Source organism: Variovorax sp. J2L1-78, from assembly GCF_030317205.1.
GTDB lineage: Bacteria > Pseudomonadota > Gammaproteobacteria > Burkholderiales > Burkholderiaceae_C > Variovorax > Variovorax arabinosiphilus.
Genome location: NZ_JASZYB010000003.1, coordinates 335,738 through 351,450, shown reverse-complemented (window position 1 = coordinate 351,450; position 15,713 = coordinate 335,738). Strand labels below are relative to the sequence as shown.

Annotated in this window: 16 protein-coding genes and 1 pseudogene; 15 read left to right on the top strand and 2 right to left on the bottom strand. The window is 56.2% G+C overall.

Annotated elements, in window-relative coordinates; translation table 11 throughout:
- The first annotated feature begins 91 nt into the window (after positions 1-91).
- From QTH86_RS20150 to QTH86_RS20120, 7 genes are all read left to right on the top strand, one after another.
- Positions 92-874 (top strand): enoyl-CoA hydratase/isomerase family protein, encoded by a 783-nt coding sequence (locus QTH86_RS20150; protein WP_286539719.1) that lies wholly within the window; start codon positions 92-94, stop codon positions 872-874.
- 2 nt (positions 875-876) lie between these two features.
- Positions 877-2,106, top strand: a complete 1,230-nt coding sequence (locus QTH86_RS20145; RefSeq protein ID WP_286539717.1) for a CaiB/BaiF CoA transferase family protein — start codon at positions 877-879, stop codon at positions 2,104-2,106.
- Between the two features lie 113 nt (positions 2,107-2,219).
- Positions 2,220-2,984 (top strand): 2-keto-4-pentenoate hydratase, encoded by a 765-nt coding sequence (locus tag QTH86_RS20140; RefSeq protein WP_286647978.1) that lies wholly within the window; start codon positions 2,220-2,222, stop codon positions 2,982-2,984.
- Between the two features lie 54 nt (positions 2,985-3,038).
- The gene (locus QTH86_RS20135; protein ID WP_286647977.1) at positions 3,039-3,899 is read left to right on the top strand and encodes a fumarylacetoacetate hydrolase family protein; all 861 of its coding nucleotides are present in this window, start codon (positions 3,039-3,041) and stop codon (positions 3,897-3,899) included.
- A gap of 123 nt (positions 3,900-4,022) precedes the next feature.
- Positions 4,023-5,117, top strand: a complete 1,095-nt coding sequence (locus QTH86_RS20130; RefSeq protein WP_286539714.1) for an enolase C-terminal domain-like protein — start codon at positions 4,023-4,025, stop codon at positions 5,115-5,117.
- Positions 5,118-5,260: 143 nt separating this feature from the next.
- Positions 5,261-6,079, top strand: coding sequence for an acetoacetate decarboxylase family protein (locus QTH86_RS20125; RefSeq protein WP_353506010.1), 819 nt, complete (start codon positions 5,261-5,263; stop codon positions 6,077-6,079).
- Positions 6,080-6,453: 374 nt separating this feature from the next.
- Positions 6,454-7,506: an NAD(P)-dependent alcohol dehydrogenase gene (locus tag QTH86_RS20120; protein WP_076196669.1), complete on the top strand. Its 1,053-nt coding sequence runs from the start codon at positions 6,454-6,456 to the stop codon at positions 7,504-7,506.
- Between the two features lie 144 nt (positions 7,507-7,650).
- Here the strand turns inward: QTH86_RS20120 and QTH86_RS20115 are convergent.
- A pseudogene (locus tag QTH86_RS20115) lies at positions 7,651-7,811 on the bottom strand (IS3 family transposase); the annotation flags it as partial.
- Between the two features lie 56 nt (positions 7,812-7,867).
- Between QTH86_RS20115 and QTH86_RS20110 the strand changes: the two are divergent.
- The 4 genes from QTH86_RS20110 (at position 7,868) to QTH86_RS20095 (ending at position 10,564) form a co-directional block, all read left to right on the top strand.
- Positions 7,868-8,248 carry a transposase gene (locus QTH86_RS20110; RefSeq protein ID WP_286624977.1) on the top strand — a complete coding sequence of 127 codons (381 nt, stop codon included), beginning with the start codon at positions 7,868-7,870 and terminating at the stop codon, positions 8,246-8,248.
- Entirely contained in the window at positions 8,236-8,580 is a 345-nt protein-coding gene (gene tnpB / locus QTH86_RS20105; protein WP_286624978.1) for an IS66 family insertion sequence element accessory protein TnpB, read from the top strand. Before QTH86_RS20110 ends, tnpB begins: the two co-directional genes overlap by 13 nt.
- Positions 8,581-8,651: 71 nt before the next feature.
- Positions 8,652-10,217 (top strand): IS66 family transposase, encoded by a 1,566-nt coding sequence (tnpC, locus tag QTH86_RS20100; protein WP_286624988.1) that lies wholly within the window; start codon positions 8,652-8,654, stop codon positions 10,215-10,217.
- Positions 10,218-10,426: 209 nt separating this feature from the next.
- Positions 10,427-10,564, top strand: coding sequence for a hypothetical protein (locus tag QTH86_RS20095; protein ID WP_286539712.1), 138 nt, complete (start codon positions 10,427-10,429; stop codon positions 10,562-10,564).
- A gap of 31 nt (positions 10,565-10,595) precedes the next feature.
- Here the strand turns inward: QTH86_RS20095 and QTH86_RS20090 are convergent, their stop codons facing one another.
- Positions 10,596-11,102 (bottom strand): winged helix-turn-helix transcriptional regulator, encoded by a 507-nt coding sequence (locus tag QTH86_RS20090; RefSeq protein WP_286539711.1) that lies wholly within the window; start codon positions 11,100-11,102, stop codon positions 10,596-10,598.
- Between the two features lie 289 nt (positions 11,103-11,391).
- Between QTH86_RS20090 and QTH86_RS20085 the strand changes: the two genes are divergently transcribed.
- The 4 genes from QTH86_RS20085 (at position 11,392) to QTH86_RS20070 (ending at position 15,516) form a co-directional block, all read left to right on the top strand.
- Positions 11,392-12,531 (top strand): saccharopine dehydrogenase family protein, encoded by a 1,140-nt coding sequence (locus tag QTH86_RS20085; protein WP_286647976.1) that lies wholly within the window; start codon positions 11,392-11,394, stop codon positions 12,529-12,531.
- Positions 12,532-12,619: 88 nt separating this feature from the next.
- Positions 12,620-13,021: a tautomerase family protein gene (locus QTH86_RS20080; protein WP_286539709.1), complete on the top strand. Its 402-nt coding sequence runs from the start codon at positions 12,620-12,622 to the stop codon at positions 13,019-13,021.
- Between the two features lie 568 nt (positions 13,022-13,589).
- Complete coding sequence (locus QTH86_RS20075; RefSeq protein WP_286539706.1) at positions 13,590-13,979, top strand: nuclear transport factor 2 family protein; 390 nt, start codon at positions 13,590-13,592, stop codon at positions 13,977-13,979.
- A gap of 649 nt (positions 13,980-14,628) precedes the next feature.
- The gene (locus QTH86_RS20070; protein ID WP_286539704.1) at positions 14,629-15,516 is read left to right on the top strand and encodes a LysR family transcriptional regulator; all 888 of its coding nucleotides are present in this window, start codon (positions 14,629-14,631) and stop codon (positions 15,514-15,516) included.
- Positions 15,517-15,713: the final 197 nt, after the last annotated feature.

The following is a 15,713-nucleotide window of genomic DNA, read 5'->3' as shown; positions in this document are numbered from 1 at the left end:
AAGAAATTTTTGTAGCTCGGAGTGCACCGCGGCTGGCTCCAAATTTTATGTGACCCAAAGTATCTAACGTATGACAGAAAGAGGCGGAATTGTGAATGATTTGATTAAGCATAGTGTTGACGGCCCAGTTTCCATTTTGTCGATGGAAGCACGCCCGCACAATTTTATGAGTATTGCATTTTTGGACGCGGTACTGGATGGTTTGTCCGCAGCTGAGTCCGCAGGGTCACGAGCGGTCATTCTGCGCAGCGGTCTCAAGAATTTCTCTGCAGGCGCGGACGTCGACTATTTGAATGAAGTGCGAAACGCCGCTATCGCGGGTCGTGCACATCCGTATGACCTTCCCGGCTTTCTCACTCGATTCGAATCATGTCGATTGCCAGTAATCGCTAGCGTGCACGGCATCTGCGTGGGGGGGGGATTGGAATTGGCAATCGCTTGCGACTACATCATTGCATCCGAGTCGGCGAAGCTGGGATGTGTTGAAGTGGTCGTCGGCTTGCATCCGTTGATGGGTGCAGTCCAGCGGATTACCCAACGCGCCGGTGCATTGCGCGCAAGTGAGATGGCGATTCTTGGACGCAGATACGACGCCTCTACTCTGGAGCGATGGAACTTGCTTAACTTGGTGGTCCCAGACGACCGATTGCAGTCGGCCACGCTGAGCATTGCTAACGAAATCGCTGCCGGCCCCACTGTCGCTCACACCGCATCAAAGCAACTAATTCGCATTTCTGTGAGTCAGGGAGTAGCCGCCGCAGACGCGGCGATGACGCAGCTTCAGGCCTCAATCTGGGCTTCCAAGGACCTCGTGCTCGGGCTTGCTGCGTACAAAGCAGGCGACTTGGGCTCGACCAAATACGAGGGGGTTTAGCCATGAGCGGCCCACTAAGTGGAATCAGAGTCGTTGACTTTTCACGTGTGCTCGCCGGCCCATTGTGTGCCCGAACCTTGATGGATCTGGGTGCCGATGTGATCAAGGTCGAACCGCCACGGCAAGACCTTTCCCGGTTCGCCTACCCAAGGACTTCGGGCATGTCGGGATACTACGCGCAGCAGAACGCTGGAAAGCGCAACGTCTGCATTGATCTCAACGTGCCGGGAGCACTCGACGTCATCCTCAAGCTATGTGACGAAGCAGATGTTGTCGTTGAGAATTTCCGCGCCGGAACGATGAAGTTTCTGGGATTGGATTATGAGACCTTGGCAGCGCGCAATTCGCGCTTGATCTATGTATCCATCTCCGGGTATGGCCAACTCGGACCTTGGGCCAGCAGGATGGCATACGCACCTGTAATTCAGGCAGAGTCCGGATTTACGCGTAATAGTCTGGACCATTACGGCGCAGCGTTAGAGCGGTCAATGACCGACAGTCTCTCGCATGCTGATGTGTATACCGGCTTGCAAGGCGCAATCGCCGCATTGGCGGCGTTGAACCGGCGGTCCCTGACCGGTGTTGGTCAGCACGTCGATGTTCCGATGGCTGCCACGATGCTCGCAACGAGTGAGCGTGCACATTTCGATCTGAATCCGGAGGAACTTAACGACGAACCACCCATTCTCGGCGCGGCGGATTGTCCTTTCTTTGAAGGACCGAACGGTGAGCAGATCGTGTTGAGTGCGAGCTTGGTTGGCTCTCTTACGTTTCCATTCTTTCTTAAAGCGATGCGTCGACCTGACCTAGCGTCTGACGTGCGCTTTGCAACGGCGACCGCTCGAAAACAGAATGTGGCCGACTTGCATCGGATAGTGCAGACATGGTTCTACACATTTCAGGGCATTGCAGCTCTCGATTGCCAATTGGACGAAGCGAAAATCGCGATGGGTGTGATCCGTACGGCGTCTGCCTTGACTACCTCAGTGTGGGCTGAACATTGGCGCGCAGTAGAGCGTGTGCCGAACCGCCGCGGCGGAGAGTACATATTGCCCGGTCGTCCGTGGCGGTTTTCCAAGGATGAACTAACGCCTCCTGGATCGCCTGCATTCCGAGGCGAGCACAACCGAGAGGTACTTTCGAGTATCGGAGTGTCAGAGGAGCATGTTAATTCGCTCTTTGATGCTGGCGCACTACTCATCGACTCAGAAAACCTCTCGCAAATAAATTGAGAATTCTTGAATGCCGCGGCCCAGCCGAGAGTACTGACTCCAAGCAACGGCATCGTACATGCCGCGTCACATAACCAGATAGCTCTGTCAGATTTTTTACAGGATCCAGCATCATGACTGAAAAGCACGAAGTACTTGAATCTTTCTGGAGATCCGCTTGGGAACGAACGCCTACGCCTATGCAATGGGCTGGCCAACTTTCTGTTGATGAAGGCAGTCTTATTCAGATTCAAGTGGGAGATCGCTATGAAGCCCACGGAATTCGCCGATTTGGTTGGAAGGTTGCAGCAACCAACAAGGCTGTTCAGCAACAACTCGGAGTTTCCGAGCCTGGATTCGGATCGATTTATGAAAATAAAGTGCTTTGGTCTGGGGCTGCCTTAGCTTCGAGCCAGCTTATTCAGCCGCACATTGAATGCGAGCTGGCATTTTTGCTCAACAAAAATATCAAATCTGCCCGTACGCTTGAAGACATGGCTGAGTCTGTTGATTTTGTATACCCAGCATTCGAATACATCGAGAAGCGTGTAACGGTTCTCGATATGGGCGTGGCTTTTGCTGACAACGCGGAACACACGGGAATCGTTCTAGGCCAGCCCGTCAGGCATCAAATCGATAGAGACTACAGGCAAGTCGTTTGTACGTTGTTCAAAAACACATCACTGATTGACTCCGCTCCCGGTGAGGTTGTGTTGGGAAATCCGCTGAATTCGATCTTGTGGCTAAAGCAGCGGCTGGAGAAATACCAGCGTCAGCTTACTGAAGGCATGGTCGTCATGACTGGTTCATTTCTGCGTCAGCTTCCTGTTTCATCGGGAGATCACATTCGAGCCGAGTTCTCCGGGCTCGGTGTTGTGGACGTTAATGTGGTTAATTAGATTAAATTTTTCCACGGGTGAATTGTTTTAAATACTTACGAAATTGGAATTAATATGAAGATTGCGCGCTTCTCAGAGCACGGTCGCGAAGGCTTGGCCGTAGCCCTTGATGGAATGGACTTTAAAGGACTTTTCTTAGATAAATTGGGCATCGCTGGCGATCTGCAGACCGCGCTGGAAGGTGGCCCGAACGCCATCCGAAAATTGACGCGCACTCTTTCACTTGGCGAAGATGTTGATTTGGCGCAGGTTTCGCTTAGACCGCCGCTGCTCTCGCCAGAAAAAATCATTTGTATTGGTCTGAATTATGTGGATCATTCGGCTGAAAGTGGATTTGTGCCGCCAGCTTATCCGACTGTATTCTCTCGTTTCAATTCAAGTTTGATCGGCCATGGAGATCCGATTGAAAGGCCTCAGACGTCAGAGCAGCTTGACTACGAGGGTGAAATTGCATTTGTGATTGGAATCGGCGGGCGAAACATTTCAAAATCGACAGCGCTCAAACATGTTTTTGGTTATTCATTGTTCAATGACGCGTCATTGCGTGACTATCAAACCCGGACGCCACAATGGACTATCGGCAAAAATTTCGACAAAACAGGTGCTTTTGGCCCGTATCTCGTGACAGCTGACGAGTTGCCCGAAGGTGCAAAGGGACTGTCGCTGCAAACTCGCCTAAATGGCAATCTGGTGCAAGACGGAAACACGGACGATCTGATTTTCGATATTCCTACGCTGATCGCCGAATTGAGTGCGGTTATGACTTTGCGCCCAGGTGATGTTGTCGTCACAGGAACGCCAGCTGGCGTGGGCGCTGCACGCAAGCCGCCGCTGTGGATGGTCCCTGGCGATGTTTGCGAGATCAGTGCAAGCGGGCTAGGAACTCTTCGAAATCCGATTGTCGCTGCGCGTTAAAGGAATGACGCTGACCGATAAGAGGTCGCTCCACCTAGCGAGGGGAATATTCCTGCGAAGAGATCTACGCATCGCCCGGTAATCTCTACTTCCTTTTTGAACACCAGACTTGAGGTTAAAGCAATGATCAACAGATCTTTGAAAATCCGAAGCATTTCCGCCAGGCCAATCGTCATCAAGCTCAAACGACCCATTGTTACGCGAATGGGTTCGTTTGCTGATTGGCCCATTGTCTTGGTTGATTTGATGACGGAAGATGGTGTGATTGGTCGCAGCTATCTGCAGCCTTACATCATTAAATCTATGCGTTATTTGGTAGCTGCTCTTGAAGATGTCGGGGCGATGCTTAAAGGTCAAGCTGTGTCGCCGATTGACTTGTTCAATGCAGTCCGGAAATCGCTTCATTTAATTGGTTATGAAGGTTTCTCAATGATTGCTGCTTCAGGTGTCGACATGGCGGCATGGGATGCGCTTTCAAAGAGCGCGCAACTCCCGTTGTGTGCAATGCTTGGTGGCTCTGTCGGCTCAGTCAAATGCTACAACACTAACGGTCTTTGGCTTCAGGAACCAAGGGCCGCGGCCGAAGAAGCTAAGGAACTTATGGATGAAGGTGGATTCACCAGCTTGAAGATGAGATTGGGTCGAGAAAAGATAGCTGATGACCTTGCCACTCTCGATGCAGTTCGAGAGGCGGTTGGTGATGAAGTTGATTTAATGGTTGATTTTAATCAGGGTCTTAACCTCGCCGAGGCTCTACAGCGATGTCATTTGATTGACGATCATGGACTGATCTGGATCGAAGAACCACTGCTTTATGACAACTTTGATGGATATGCGCGCCTAGCGGCAGATCTTAAAACTCCTCTGCAAATGGGCGAGAACATTTACGGGTCGCGGGAGCTGTACAAATCAATTCAAAAGAAGGCATCTGATCTAGTCATGCTGGATCTAATGCGCATCGGCGGCGTAACTGGATGGACGCGAGCGGCTGCTATTGCGGGTGCCGCAGGGTTGCCCTTATCGTCCCACGTTTATCCCGAGGTTTCAGCACATATGATGCGAGTGTCGGAAACCGCCCATTGGCTAGAGTGGAATGACTGGCACAACGTAATATTGCAGACCCCGTATGAGGTCAAGGGCGGAAATCTCCTAATTCCCGATGTCCCCGGCGTGGGATTGGAATGGGATGAAAAAGCTGTTCAGCATTATCTAATCTAGCAGCCCACGCGGAGCATTGCATACACATCATTTCACATCTTTCCCCACTCAGGTTGCGGCTGCAACTTAAAGCGCTAATTGGACCTAATCCCGTGACGATTAGAGCCTGCAGCATATATTTCACTTTTCGTATTTAATTGATCATGACAAATAGCATAGATACTCCTTCGCGTTACAGAATGCCGACGGTGTTTGGACCCAGTCCCGGACCGCGCCAAGGACCGAATGGAGAAAGATTTGACCTTAGTGATGCGCCGCGCACTATCGCTTCAATCAGCTTTTTAACGGATGAAGCTGAGCTTCGCAAATTGCTGCCGCCGAATTGCGAACTCGACGGTGAACCCATCGTCACTGTGGAACATGTGACGTTGACAGAACTTGAGTGGCTCGCCGGGCGCGGTTATTCACTGCTTTCGGTTTCATATCCAGTCCGCTACCGCGGCGCTAGCGAATCAGTTCGCGGGTCATTCATGTCTGTCCTATGGGAAAACCGATGTGAACCAATCCTTACTGGCCGTGAGGAACTAGGATTTTCGAAGCTGTACTGTGAGCTGCCAGAGCCCCGAATCCTACAAGGGACTCGACTCCACACGGCCGTTTGGGAAGGGCACGAATTTATCCGGATGGCATTCAGCGACTTGGTGGTCGGGGCGCCGCCGAAGTCACCGGAAAGTGATGGAATTCTGCACCATCGCTACATCCCTAGCCTGCGCCAAGTAGGCGAAGCGGCTGTTGACGAAATGGTGTTGTCTCCACAAGTCAGTTCAGCCAAGCCTCGATATACCTCTTTTGTTTCAGGTATTGGAGAAGTCAAATTTATCCGCTCTACATGGGAGGAGCTTCCAACTATGTTTCACATAGTGAATGCACTTGAAAGTCTGCCGGTGCTTTCACCGCGTTTTAGCTATATCGCCGAAGTGCGAGGCGCTACCGATCTTTCTGAGCAGCGAGTACTGGGATGATCGATTTGGCATGTGCATTCTGAGTCCCATGCGATGTATCCAACGCGGCTTGAACTATTGGACAGGTTTGTTAGTTGGCCCGCTTCAAAGATCGCAATGCAGGTGCACACGCGGTTGCGTTGTCCAACCTTTGGATTGCGCAGTGCAGTTTGATGGGAATGCAGGCAGATTGAACTCGCCAGGCGAATTGATACCAGGCGCCTGAGCATACGAATCGATGCGAATCAGAACATCGATGCAACTTGAAGCAGCTTACGCAGACCATCTTTAATCAAACTCTCAATAGAACGGCATATCAGGGGATCCTGCTTGTTCTGGCATTCATAAAGTCAAAAATAGAGTTCACCTTCTAGAACGTCCACATCGGAAACGCTATGACACTCGCGCATGCTTATGCGGCCCAGTCCGCCACCACCCCACTCGCACCGTTCACTTTCCAGCGTAGATTTCTGACGGCGCGGGATGTTGCCATTGACATTTTGTACTGCGGCGTCTGCCACTCTGACCTGCACACCGCAAGGAGCGAATGGGGCCCGTCGGTATATCCCTGTGTGCCTGGCCATGAGATCGTCGGACGTGTGAGTGAAGTGGGAACGGACGTTTCAAAATTCAAAGTGGGTGACTTCGTCGGCGTGGGCTGCATGGTGGATAGTTGCCAGCATTGTCAACCTTGCGCTCAAGGTCTCGAACAGTACTGCGACAACGGCATGACCGGGACCTACAACAGCCAGGAACAAGTGTCGCGCGCCAATACGTTGGGCGGATACTCGGACCACATCGTGGTATCTGAAAAATTTGTCCTAAGAATCTCACACCACGAAAAGGCCCTAGCTGCTGTAGCGCCATTGTTGTGTGCGGGCATCACAACTTATTCGCCTCTGCGCTACTGGAAGGTTGGTCCGGGCCAGAAGGTGGGTATTGTTGGGCTGGGCGGGCTTGGGCACATGGGGATAAAGATCGCGACAGCGCTGGGTGCGCACGTCGTCCTATTTACCACTTCGCCTAGCAAGACCGAGGACGCGCTGCGGTTGGGAGCCAAGGAAGTCGTTGTTTCGGAGAATGCCGACGCATTGGCGATCCATCGCAACAGCTTTGACTTCATTCTCGATACGGTCGCGGTCGCTCACAACTTGGATCCGCTAGTGACACTGCTTAAGATGAACGGCACTTTGGTCTTGGTTGGGATACCGAGTTCGCCGAATCCTTCGCCCGGCGCATTTGGCCTCATCAGCAAACGACGCAGTATCTCCGGGTCGATGATCGGCGGCATTGCTGAGACTCAGGAGATGTTGGACTTCTGCGCGAAACACAACATCGTCTCTGACGTCGAGATCATCAAGATGCCGCAAATCAACGAGGCCTATGAGCGGATGCTCAAAAGTGATGTCAAGTACCGCTTCGTCATCGACATGGCAACGGTGCGTTAACTCGCGCTAGTCAATCTGGCTGTGTTAGTTGAAGTGGAATCGGCGGGTGGACCAACCGTGTCAGAGCTTGCGAGCATATTGGCCGGTTCGATCGAACTTACCTGCGCCATGGGCTGCTGCCGATTGCGTGGACACCGACCCAAGCTTCTTGAACTCAATCGGACTGACCAGCCGAGTTTCAATTGACGTCGAGTAGGGTTGTAGAGCCGCTCGATGTAGTTGAACACGTCCGCACGTGACTGGTACACCGGTACACCTTCCTGGCCGTGCGCTCGGCGCTCGGTCTTCAATGAACTGAAGAAGGTAAGCGCGCGGTGAAGTCATCTTGATTGCCTGAGAGTCGGCAGGCATCGTGTCCGCGATGAATGATGTGGACGCAATAGATGGTGTGGTTAAGCGGGCCACCCGTCGCAAGCACAGCGCGAGGTTCAAGGCGGAGGTTCTGGAGGCATGCCGCCAACCGGATGCGTCTGCCGCGGCGATCGCGAGGCTGTACAACCTGAACGCGAACGTGGTGCATCGTTGGCGCGCCGACGATCGCAAGGCGGCGGCGCCGAAGGCGGTCGAGGTTCCCAAGTTGCCGACGCCAGCCTTCGTCGCACTCGATGTGCAGCCCGAAGCCGAGAGACCGATTCGCGACATTCGCATCGAGCTTAAGAGGGGCAGCGCCACTGCGGTGGTGCACTGGCCAGTCGAGTCGGCCTCGTCGTGCGCAGCCTGGCTGCGCGAGTGGCTGCGTTGATCCGCGTCGACGCCGTGTGGCTGGCCACCGAGCCGATCGACATGCGCGCTGGCACCGAGACGGCGCTGGCACGCGTCGTGAAGGTGTTCGGTGCCGCGCATCCGCACCATGCCTACCTGTTCGCCAATCGGCGGGCGAACCGCATGAAGGTGCTCGTGCACGATGGCATCGGCATCTGGCTGTGCGCACGTCGTCTGCACCACGGCCGCTTCCTCTGGGCTAACGCAAGCCTGGGCACGGAGATGGCGATGACGCGTGAGCAGCTCGACACACTCGTGCTCGGACTGCCCTGGCAGCGCGTCGGTGCAGCGGGCGTCATCACCGTGGTGTGATCGGAGGGCGGCGGTGCAATTGCTGCAAACGCCGATGACATTCGCACGGTCGCGCGGCACCATACGTGCTCATGGTGGATGCCGAACAATTGAAGGGCCTCAGTGCAGAGCAACTGCGCGAGGTGACCCTCCGGCTCATCAAGGACTTCACAGAGCAGCAAAGCCAGCTCGAGGCCAAGGATCGCTCGATCGAGACGCTCACGCGCGAGGTCACGTTCAAGACCACCAAGGTCGATCAGCTTACCCACGAACTCGCGCAGTACAAGCGCCTGCGCTTCGGCAAGAGCAGCGAGAAGCTCGACGCGGCGCAGGCCAGCCTACTGGATGAAACGCTCGATGCCGACCTGGCCGCCATCGAAGAGGAGCTGAAGCAGCTTCGCTCGCCACCCAAGACCGAGGACAAGCAGCAGCCGCGGCGCACGGCGCTGCCGGCAGACCTGCCGCACGTCGACGTTCACCACGAACCCGAGTCGACCACCTGTGCATGCGGCTGCGCCCTCAAGCGCATCGGCGAGGACGTGGCCGAGAAGCTCGACTACGTTCCCGGCGTGTTCACCGTCGAGCGGCATGTTCGGGGCAAGTGGGCCTGCGCGAAGTGCCAGACGCTGATCCAGGCGCCGGTGCCCGCACAGGTGATCGACAAGGGCATCCCGACAGCCGGCCTCCTGGCGCAGGTGATGGTCGCCAAGTACGCCGACCATCTGCCGCTGTACAGGCAGGAAGCGATCTTCGGGCGCGCTGGCCTGGCCATTCCGCGTTCGACGCTCGGGGCCTGGGTCGGCGCCTGTGGCGTGCGCCTGCAACCACTGGTGGACGCACTCAAGGAAGCGATCCTCGCTCACCGCGTTCTGCATGCCGACGAGACACCGGTAGCGATGCTCAAGCCCGGCACCGGCAAGACTCACCGTGCGTATCTGTGGGCCTACACACCAGGCGCCTTCGAAGGCATGAAGGCGGTGGTCTACGACTTCGCCGACAGCCGGGCCGGTCAGCATGCGCAGGACTTCCTGGGCGACTGGCGCGGTGCGCTGGTCTGTGACGACTACTCCGGCTACAAGGCCATGCTGGGCAAGGGTGTCGTCGAAGCGGGCTGCCTCGCACACGCTCGACGCAAGTTCGTCGAACTGCACACGGCCAACAAGAGCCAGGTCGCCGAAGCCGGGATCCAGTACTTCACTCGGCTCTACGAGATCGAGCGCGAAGTGAAAGACTTGGACTCCGATGAACGGCGTCGGATCCGCCAAGCGCGGGGTCGACCGATCGCCGAGGGGCTGCAAGCCTGGATGATCGCGCAGCGGCTCAAGGTTCCGGAAGGTTCAGGGACAGCCAAGGCGTTGAACTACAGCCTGAAGCGCTGGGCCGCGCTGACGCGCTACCTGGACGACGGCAACTTGCCAGCCGATAACAACTGGGTGGAGAACCAGATCCGGCCGATCGCCGTAGGTCGCAACAACTGGTTGTTCGCCGGCAGCCTTCGTGCAGGGCAGCGCGCTGCCGCCGTCATGAGCTTGATCCAGTCAGCCAAGCTCAATGGGCACGATCCGCATGCTTATCTGAGAGATGTGTTCTTGCGCCTGCCAACGCAGCCGCACAGCCGGATCGACGAACTGTTGCCGCATCGCTGGCAGCAGAGCTGAGCACCCCCTCGCGCTCACCGCCGCATGCGCGGCCCTCGTCAAGATGTGTTCGCCGCGCGCTTACTGAAGAAGCTCTCCATCGCCGAGTTGTCCTTGTCTCCGCGGCTCATGCTGCAGGTGATACGTAAGCCGTCAATAAGCCACGCCCTACCGCATTGATCGAGAAGGCGATAGATGTTCGAGCTTCATCAAACATGAAGGAGCACGTATTGACCAGCATCCCCAAGATCGACCCGAAGCGTTGGCAGCCGCACCTGCAGCGGGCCAGACGCGAGGGCAAGAGCGTGGCTCGCATACGCGAGCGAGCAAAAATACCAATTGTTGACCCGCAACATCTCGCGAAGTGAAGCTACGCTGACGTGGATGCTTGTCAGGCGCTCATTTTCCTAGCGGATCCCCTGAGCTCAGCGCGGTTGAAGAAGGATCTCTGTCTTCTCGTTCGAGCGCGCGCGAAACGAAGTCGTGCGGGCCGAGCGTGCGACCGTCCTGTGATTTCAACTCAAGTGGGCGGAGTTTTTCGTGCGTTTGTCGGTCCACCAGATCATAGGAGAGTTGCCCGGGAGGGAAACAGAATTCTTCTCCCCATTGCCAAAGCGAGGCGACCACTAGGTAGAGCCGTTCACCTTTCTCGGTCAAGACATACTCTCTATAGGACGATCCATCGGAGGCGGGTGCCGTGGTGAGAACGCCGCAGGCAACCAGCTTCCGCAGACGCGTGGTCAAGATGTTCTTCGCTAGTCCTAAGCTCCGTTGAAACTCCCCAAAACGCCGCGTTCCCGCCAAGGCGTCACGAACAATCAGCAGCGACCACCAGTCACCAATTGACTCGAGGGATCGCGCGATCGCGCAAGTGCTGGTTTCCAGCGTTGTACGCTTGCCCTTCATCTCACTCCTTCATGCCGATGTGTGCATGCCAGTGGCTTGTTGCTATAGACGATCCACGTTCCGACAGCGCCGCAGTCACTGTGGTGTCCTGGTTTGCATCGATTCGTACTCAAGCCGTAGGTTGCAAAAATAAACCAGACAGAGTACCATCTGGGCGGTGGTTGTAAAGTTAAACCGATTTGTTGAGGCATTTCGCGATGGGGCGCCCCGATGACGCCTGCGAGGAATGCTTGCCAGCTCGGGCAAATTGGAGCGAAGAGCACATGCGATTAGCTAGAGGGAGCCTGCCATGAACCCGGCGGCGGAGTTCGACATTATTGTCTTTGGGGCGAGCGGCTACATCGGCCGACTCGTCGCGGAGCACTACGCGCGGCACTATGGCGTGGGCGGTAAGGTGAAGTGGGCCATCGCCGGTCGCAGCCAAGCGAAATTGGCAGAGGTGCGCGATCAGCTCGGGGCGCCGAAGGACATGCCGCTGGTGGAGGCCAACGCGAACGACCCGGCTCAACTCGCCTCGATGATCGCGCGGACCAAGGCGATTGTCTCGACCGTCGGACCCTATCAGTTCTACGGCTCAAACTTGGTGGCCGCCTGCGCGGCTGCTGGGGTCGATTATTTAGACTTGTGTGGCGAGCCCGCCTGGATTCGTCAGATGATCGATACGCACGAGGCGACGGCGAAGGCGTCTGGCGCACGGATCTTATTCTCATGCGGGTTCGATTCGCTGGTGTTCGAGCTTGGAGTCTATTACGCCCAAGAGACGGCTAAGGCGACGCTGGGCGCCCCCGCGCCGCACGTGAAAGCTCGGCTGCGGGCCATGCAAGGCGGCCCTTCGGGGGGCTCTGTCGCGAGTGTGATGGCCACAATGGCGGCGGTTCAAAACGATGCTGTGCAGCGCGCGGTCTTTATGAGCCCGTTTGGCTTAACGCCTGGCTTCGAGGGGCCAACCCAACCTCAAGGCGACGCGGTCAGAGATGACCCCGACGTGGGGCCCGTTGGGCCGTTCATCATGGCGGCGCTCGATACCAAGAACGTCCATCGCTCGAACCTCTTGATGGGTCATCCTTATGGCAGGGATTTCCTTTACGACGAGATGGTGGTTGGCGGTGGCGAAATACCGAGCGTAGGGGATATGAGCCTCCTGCCCAAGCCCGGCGAGGGGCCGACTAAGGATGAGCGTGAGGCCGGCTTTTACGACATCCTGTTCATCGGAATCGGAACGGACGGGCGGAAGGTGCGCACGTCAGTGAAGGGCGATATCGACCCCGGTTATGGCGCGTCATCAAAAATGCTCGCTGAAACGGCGATCGCTCTGATGGGTGCGCCGGATGTGCCAGGTGGCATCTGGACCCCTGGCGCTGCGCTGCGCGGCAGCCTGGTCGAGCGATTGAGGCGGCACGCCGGCGTGAGCTTCAGCGTTGAGGAATAGCTGTTCAAACCATCGTGGCCAGATAGGCGTGCCACTCTGATGTTCGTTTTTCGCCAATTCATCCCCAAACCACAGAAAAGGAAAAACCATGCCACTCGTTCGCGTAACTATGCTGAAGGGTAAGTCTTCAGAATACATCAAGCAGCTATCACAGAGCATTTATGAAGCCCTCGTTGAGGCTTATCTCATGCCTGAGAACGACATGTTCCAGATCATCGAACAGTTGGAGCCCGGGACGCTTATATACGATCGACGATTTGGGATCGACGGCGAGCGAAGTGACGATTTCATCCTCATCAACATCGAGTCCGACGCAAGGCGGCGTGATGAGAAGAAGGCGTTTGTGGCCCGTCTCGTGGAGAAGCTTTCGGTATTACCAGGCCTGTCGCCGGACGATGTTTTCGTCCGCCTCTCGGCGAATACCGTAATGGAAGATTGGTCGTTCGGGGGCGGCAAGGTTGCCTCCGACATCGAATATCCGGCGGGATGAGATGCGGGCGGTTGGCGGCTCCTCAAGATGATCGAAAGATCGACCGCCAAGTTGCTCGAGAAGCGGCGAACCTTTCTCGATGTTCTTCCTGTGAATGTCGGGTCATTTCCCAGTGGAGCCTTTCAAAGTGTCCTCGACCCCAAATGACGTTCTGTTTCGCGCCTGCCGCGTGGAGTCATTTGAACGTGGCATGGCGAAAACGGCCTCAACCATCACCGGATGGGCGAAAAAGCCCATGGGGGCGCCGACCATCAGCGTCGATGCTATTGGACATAACAACGAGTTCCTCAGCACACACAGGCGGAGAGCGCTCAGAAGCCGCAAGCCTCGACCAATTGGTCGATCGGACGGAGTGCGAGGAGTTCGATCTGATCGCTGTCGGACGAGTCCCAATGTGCGATATCCACTGGACAGAGAAGGTAGGCGCCAACCCTGGCTACGCTATGAAAGAGTTCGATCCCGCCGCAATTGGCGTACTCGTATAAGAGTGGCTTCGTGCGACACACCAATCGCTCAAGTCTCTGAACGACCAGCAATGTAACTACAAACAACTGAAAGGGCTAACTTCATGACAACAGCATCAACATCAACGGCCGACGCCAATAAGCGGCTCGTCCTCAAGGCGGCGCAAGAACTCTTCGGGAATCTGGATCTGACCGCAATTGATCGCTACTGGGGGGATTCATACATACAGCACAACCCGCTCTACCCGGACGGGAAGGAACAAATTCGCGCACTTATCCAAGGCGCAATTGACAGCGGCGTTCCGACCAAGGCAGAAGTGAAGCGAGTGGTCGCAGAGGGCGACCTCGTCTGGATTCACGCGAAGAGCTTCTTCTTCGGCAAGGAACTTGCGACGGTCGAAATATTCCGTGTCGAGAACGGAAAGATCGTCGAGCACTGGGATGTCATCCAGGAAGTGCCCGCGGAATCGGCCAACAGCAATACGATGTTCTAGTCCTTGCCCCGCACGAGCCCCGGTTTTGCAGGGGAAGCAGTACGAGTTTTGCATATGCGTAGGTATAGAGCACGTATGTCCATCGCAGGAACTTCGAATCGTTATCCGCCAAGCAAACGGGATGGACGAGTCAATCCTCAAAGCGCTCAAGCTCGTTCCCGAAGCACAACCCGAGTTACCCAGATCGCCGATGGGTCGGTCGAGATGCGGTGCATGTCGCGCGACTGCTGGGCGATTTGCTCTTCGACCACCAATAAGTCTCCATGGAAGGGAAGTGGATGCTCAACTCTCGCGTCTCCCGCCCGCTTCGCCTTGTTGTGCTTGGTGTGTAGGCCCCACTCGCGCATGCAGACAAGTTGACTAGGTCCGACTGCGAAGACAACTGGATTGTGGGCTAGGCATCGACAGTGCCGAGTCTTCGGGGTCCCGCGGAAAGGGGGAGCAAGAGATACCAATCGAGCCATTTTTCAGCGCGGCGTGAACTGCATCGATGTCGACCTGGCGTGTTCGAGTCAGGGCACCTTGCCGAAAGGCAAGATCAAGGAGTGAAAAAAATGAATCGCACTGATGTCACTAGCCTGACGCTTTCTCTCTATCGTCTTGCCACCTTCATCACCGTGCGTTTTCTAGCAGACACGGTGAGGTGGCAATGATCGAGCTGCGGCACCTACGCTACTTCATCGCAGTCGCTGAGGAACTTAGCTTTCGCCGTGCCGCAGAACGCGTGCACATCGATCAGACCCCGCTATCGCGGACCATCCGCGATCTCGAAGATCAGCTGGGCGTGCAGTTATTTGTCCGCACCCCGCGCAAGTTGCATTTGACGCCTGCCGGTCTGCGTTTGCTCAAGGAGGTACGGAAGCTTTTCATCCGCGTCGAACGCACTTATCGCGCCGTACGCGATACGGACGTCCGCTTCCGCGCACCGTTGCGAATCGGGGTGGCCGACGGAATCGCGCAACCCAAACTTTCCGAGTGCTTGGTACGCTGGCGCGAAGTGGCCCCGGAGGTGCCCCTGGAGCTGACCGAGATGCGTGCTTCGGAGTTGGCGGCAGCATTGCAGCGCGAACAGCTCGATGCAGGCTTTTCATTCGGTCTACCGAATGACGACACCATCTCGCAGCAGCCCGCGTGGAGTTACCGCGCCATGGCACTGCTGCCGTTTGGGCATGAACTCGCATTGCAGCCTACGCTACCTATCACCGAGGTGCTGGCCTTTCCGCTCCTGTCCTGCCATGCCGATCGGCTGCCGGGCCTTCTGCATCAGATTCGGGCTATCGCGCAACGCCACTCGACGATTCCTACATTCGCAGGGGAAGCCTCCACGCTGAGCGGCTACTTCACGCGCATCGCTGCAGGCCTGGGAGTGGGCTTGGCAGACGCGGGTCACGTTGCCACGCTGTGCCGCTCGGATGTTGTGGCCGTACCACTGCACGAGGACGAGCGTATCACCACGTTCGTGCTGCACAAACACCAGCGCTTCGGTCTACCGCATTCGCTGCAACGATTTGTTGCGCACACCAAAACTTTGCATTAGTCGTTACAGCTATCGCTCCTACGACGCGCCGCATGGCGTGATCGGTCTTGGACAGTTCGCGCAGTTGCCTCGATGCTGCTACTCGCTGACGAGTTAAACGCATTAAAAGCGCAACTCTGTCGTACGGCCCCAGCTTCTTCCGCCAGCTTACGCCACAACCCGCCCCATCGCGCTTCCATGGGTGTGCGGTTTGGGGC

Coding starts and splice junctions, on each gene's coding strand:
- QTH86_RS20070 (WP_286539704.1), top strand. CDS start 14,629: ATGATCGAGCTGCGGCACCTACGCTACTTCATCGCAGTCGCTGAGGAA.
- QTH86_RS20080 (WP_286539709.1), top strand. CDS start 12,620: ATGCCACTCGTTCGCGTAACTATGCTGAAGGGTAAGTCTTCAGAATAC.
- QTH86_RS20140 (WP_286647978.1), top strand. CDS start 2,220: ATGACTGAAAAGCACGAAGTACTTGAATCTTTCTGGAGATCCGCTTGG.
- QTH86_RS20085 (WP_286647976.1), top strand. CDS start 11,392: ATGAACCCGGCGGCGGAGTTCGACATTATTGTCTTTGGGGCGAGCGGC.
- QTH86_RS20110 (WP_286624977.1), top strand. CDS start 7,868: ATGAATGATGTGGACGCAATAGATGGTGTGGTTAAGCGGGCCACCCGT.
- tnpC (WP_286624988.1), top strand. CDS start 8,652: ATGGTGGATGCCGAACAATTGAAGGGCCTCAGTGCAGAGCAACTGCGC.
- QTH86_RS20135 (WP_286647977.1), top strand. CDS start 3,039: ATGAAGATTGCGCGCTTCTCAGAGCACGGTCGCGAAGGCTTGGCCGTA.
- QTH86_RS20145 (WP_286539717.1), top strand. CDS start 877: ATGAGCGGCCCACTAAGTGGAATCAGAGTCGTTGACTTTTCACGTGTG.
- QTH86_RS20125 (WP_353506010.1), top strand. CDS start 5,261: ATGACAAATAGCATAGATACTCCTTCGCGTTACAGAATGCCGACGGTG.
- QTH86_RS20120 (WP_076196669.1), top strand. CDS start 6,454: ATGACACTCGCGCATGCTTATGCGGCCCAGTCCGCCACCACCCCACTC.
- QTH86_RS20130 (WP_286539714.1), top strand. CDS start 4,023: ATGATCAACAGATCTTTGAAAATCCGAAGCATTTCCGCCAGGCCAATC.
- QTH86_RS20075 (WP_286539706.1), top strand. CDS start 13,590: ATGACAACAGCATCAACATCAACGGCCGACGCCAATAAGCGGCTCGTC.
- QTH86_RS20090 (WP_286539711.1), bottom strand. CDS start 11,102: ATGAAGGGCAAGCGTACAACGCTGGAAACCAGCACTTGCGCGATCGCG.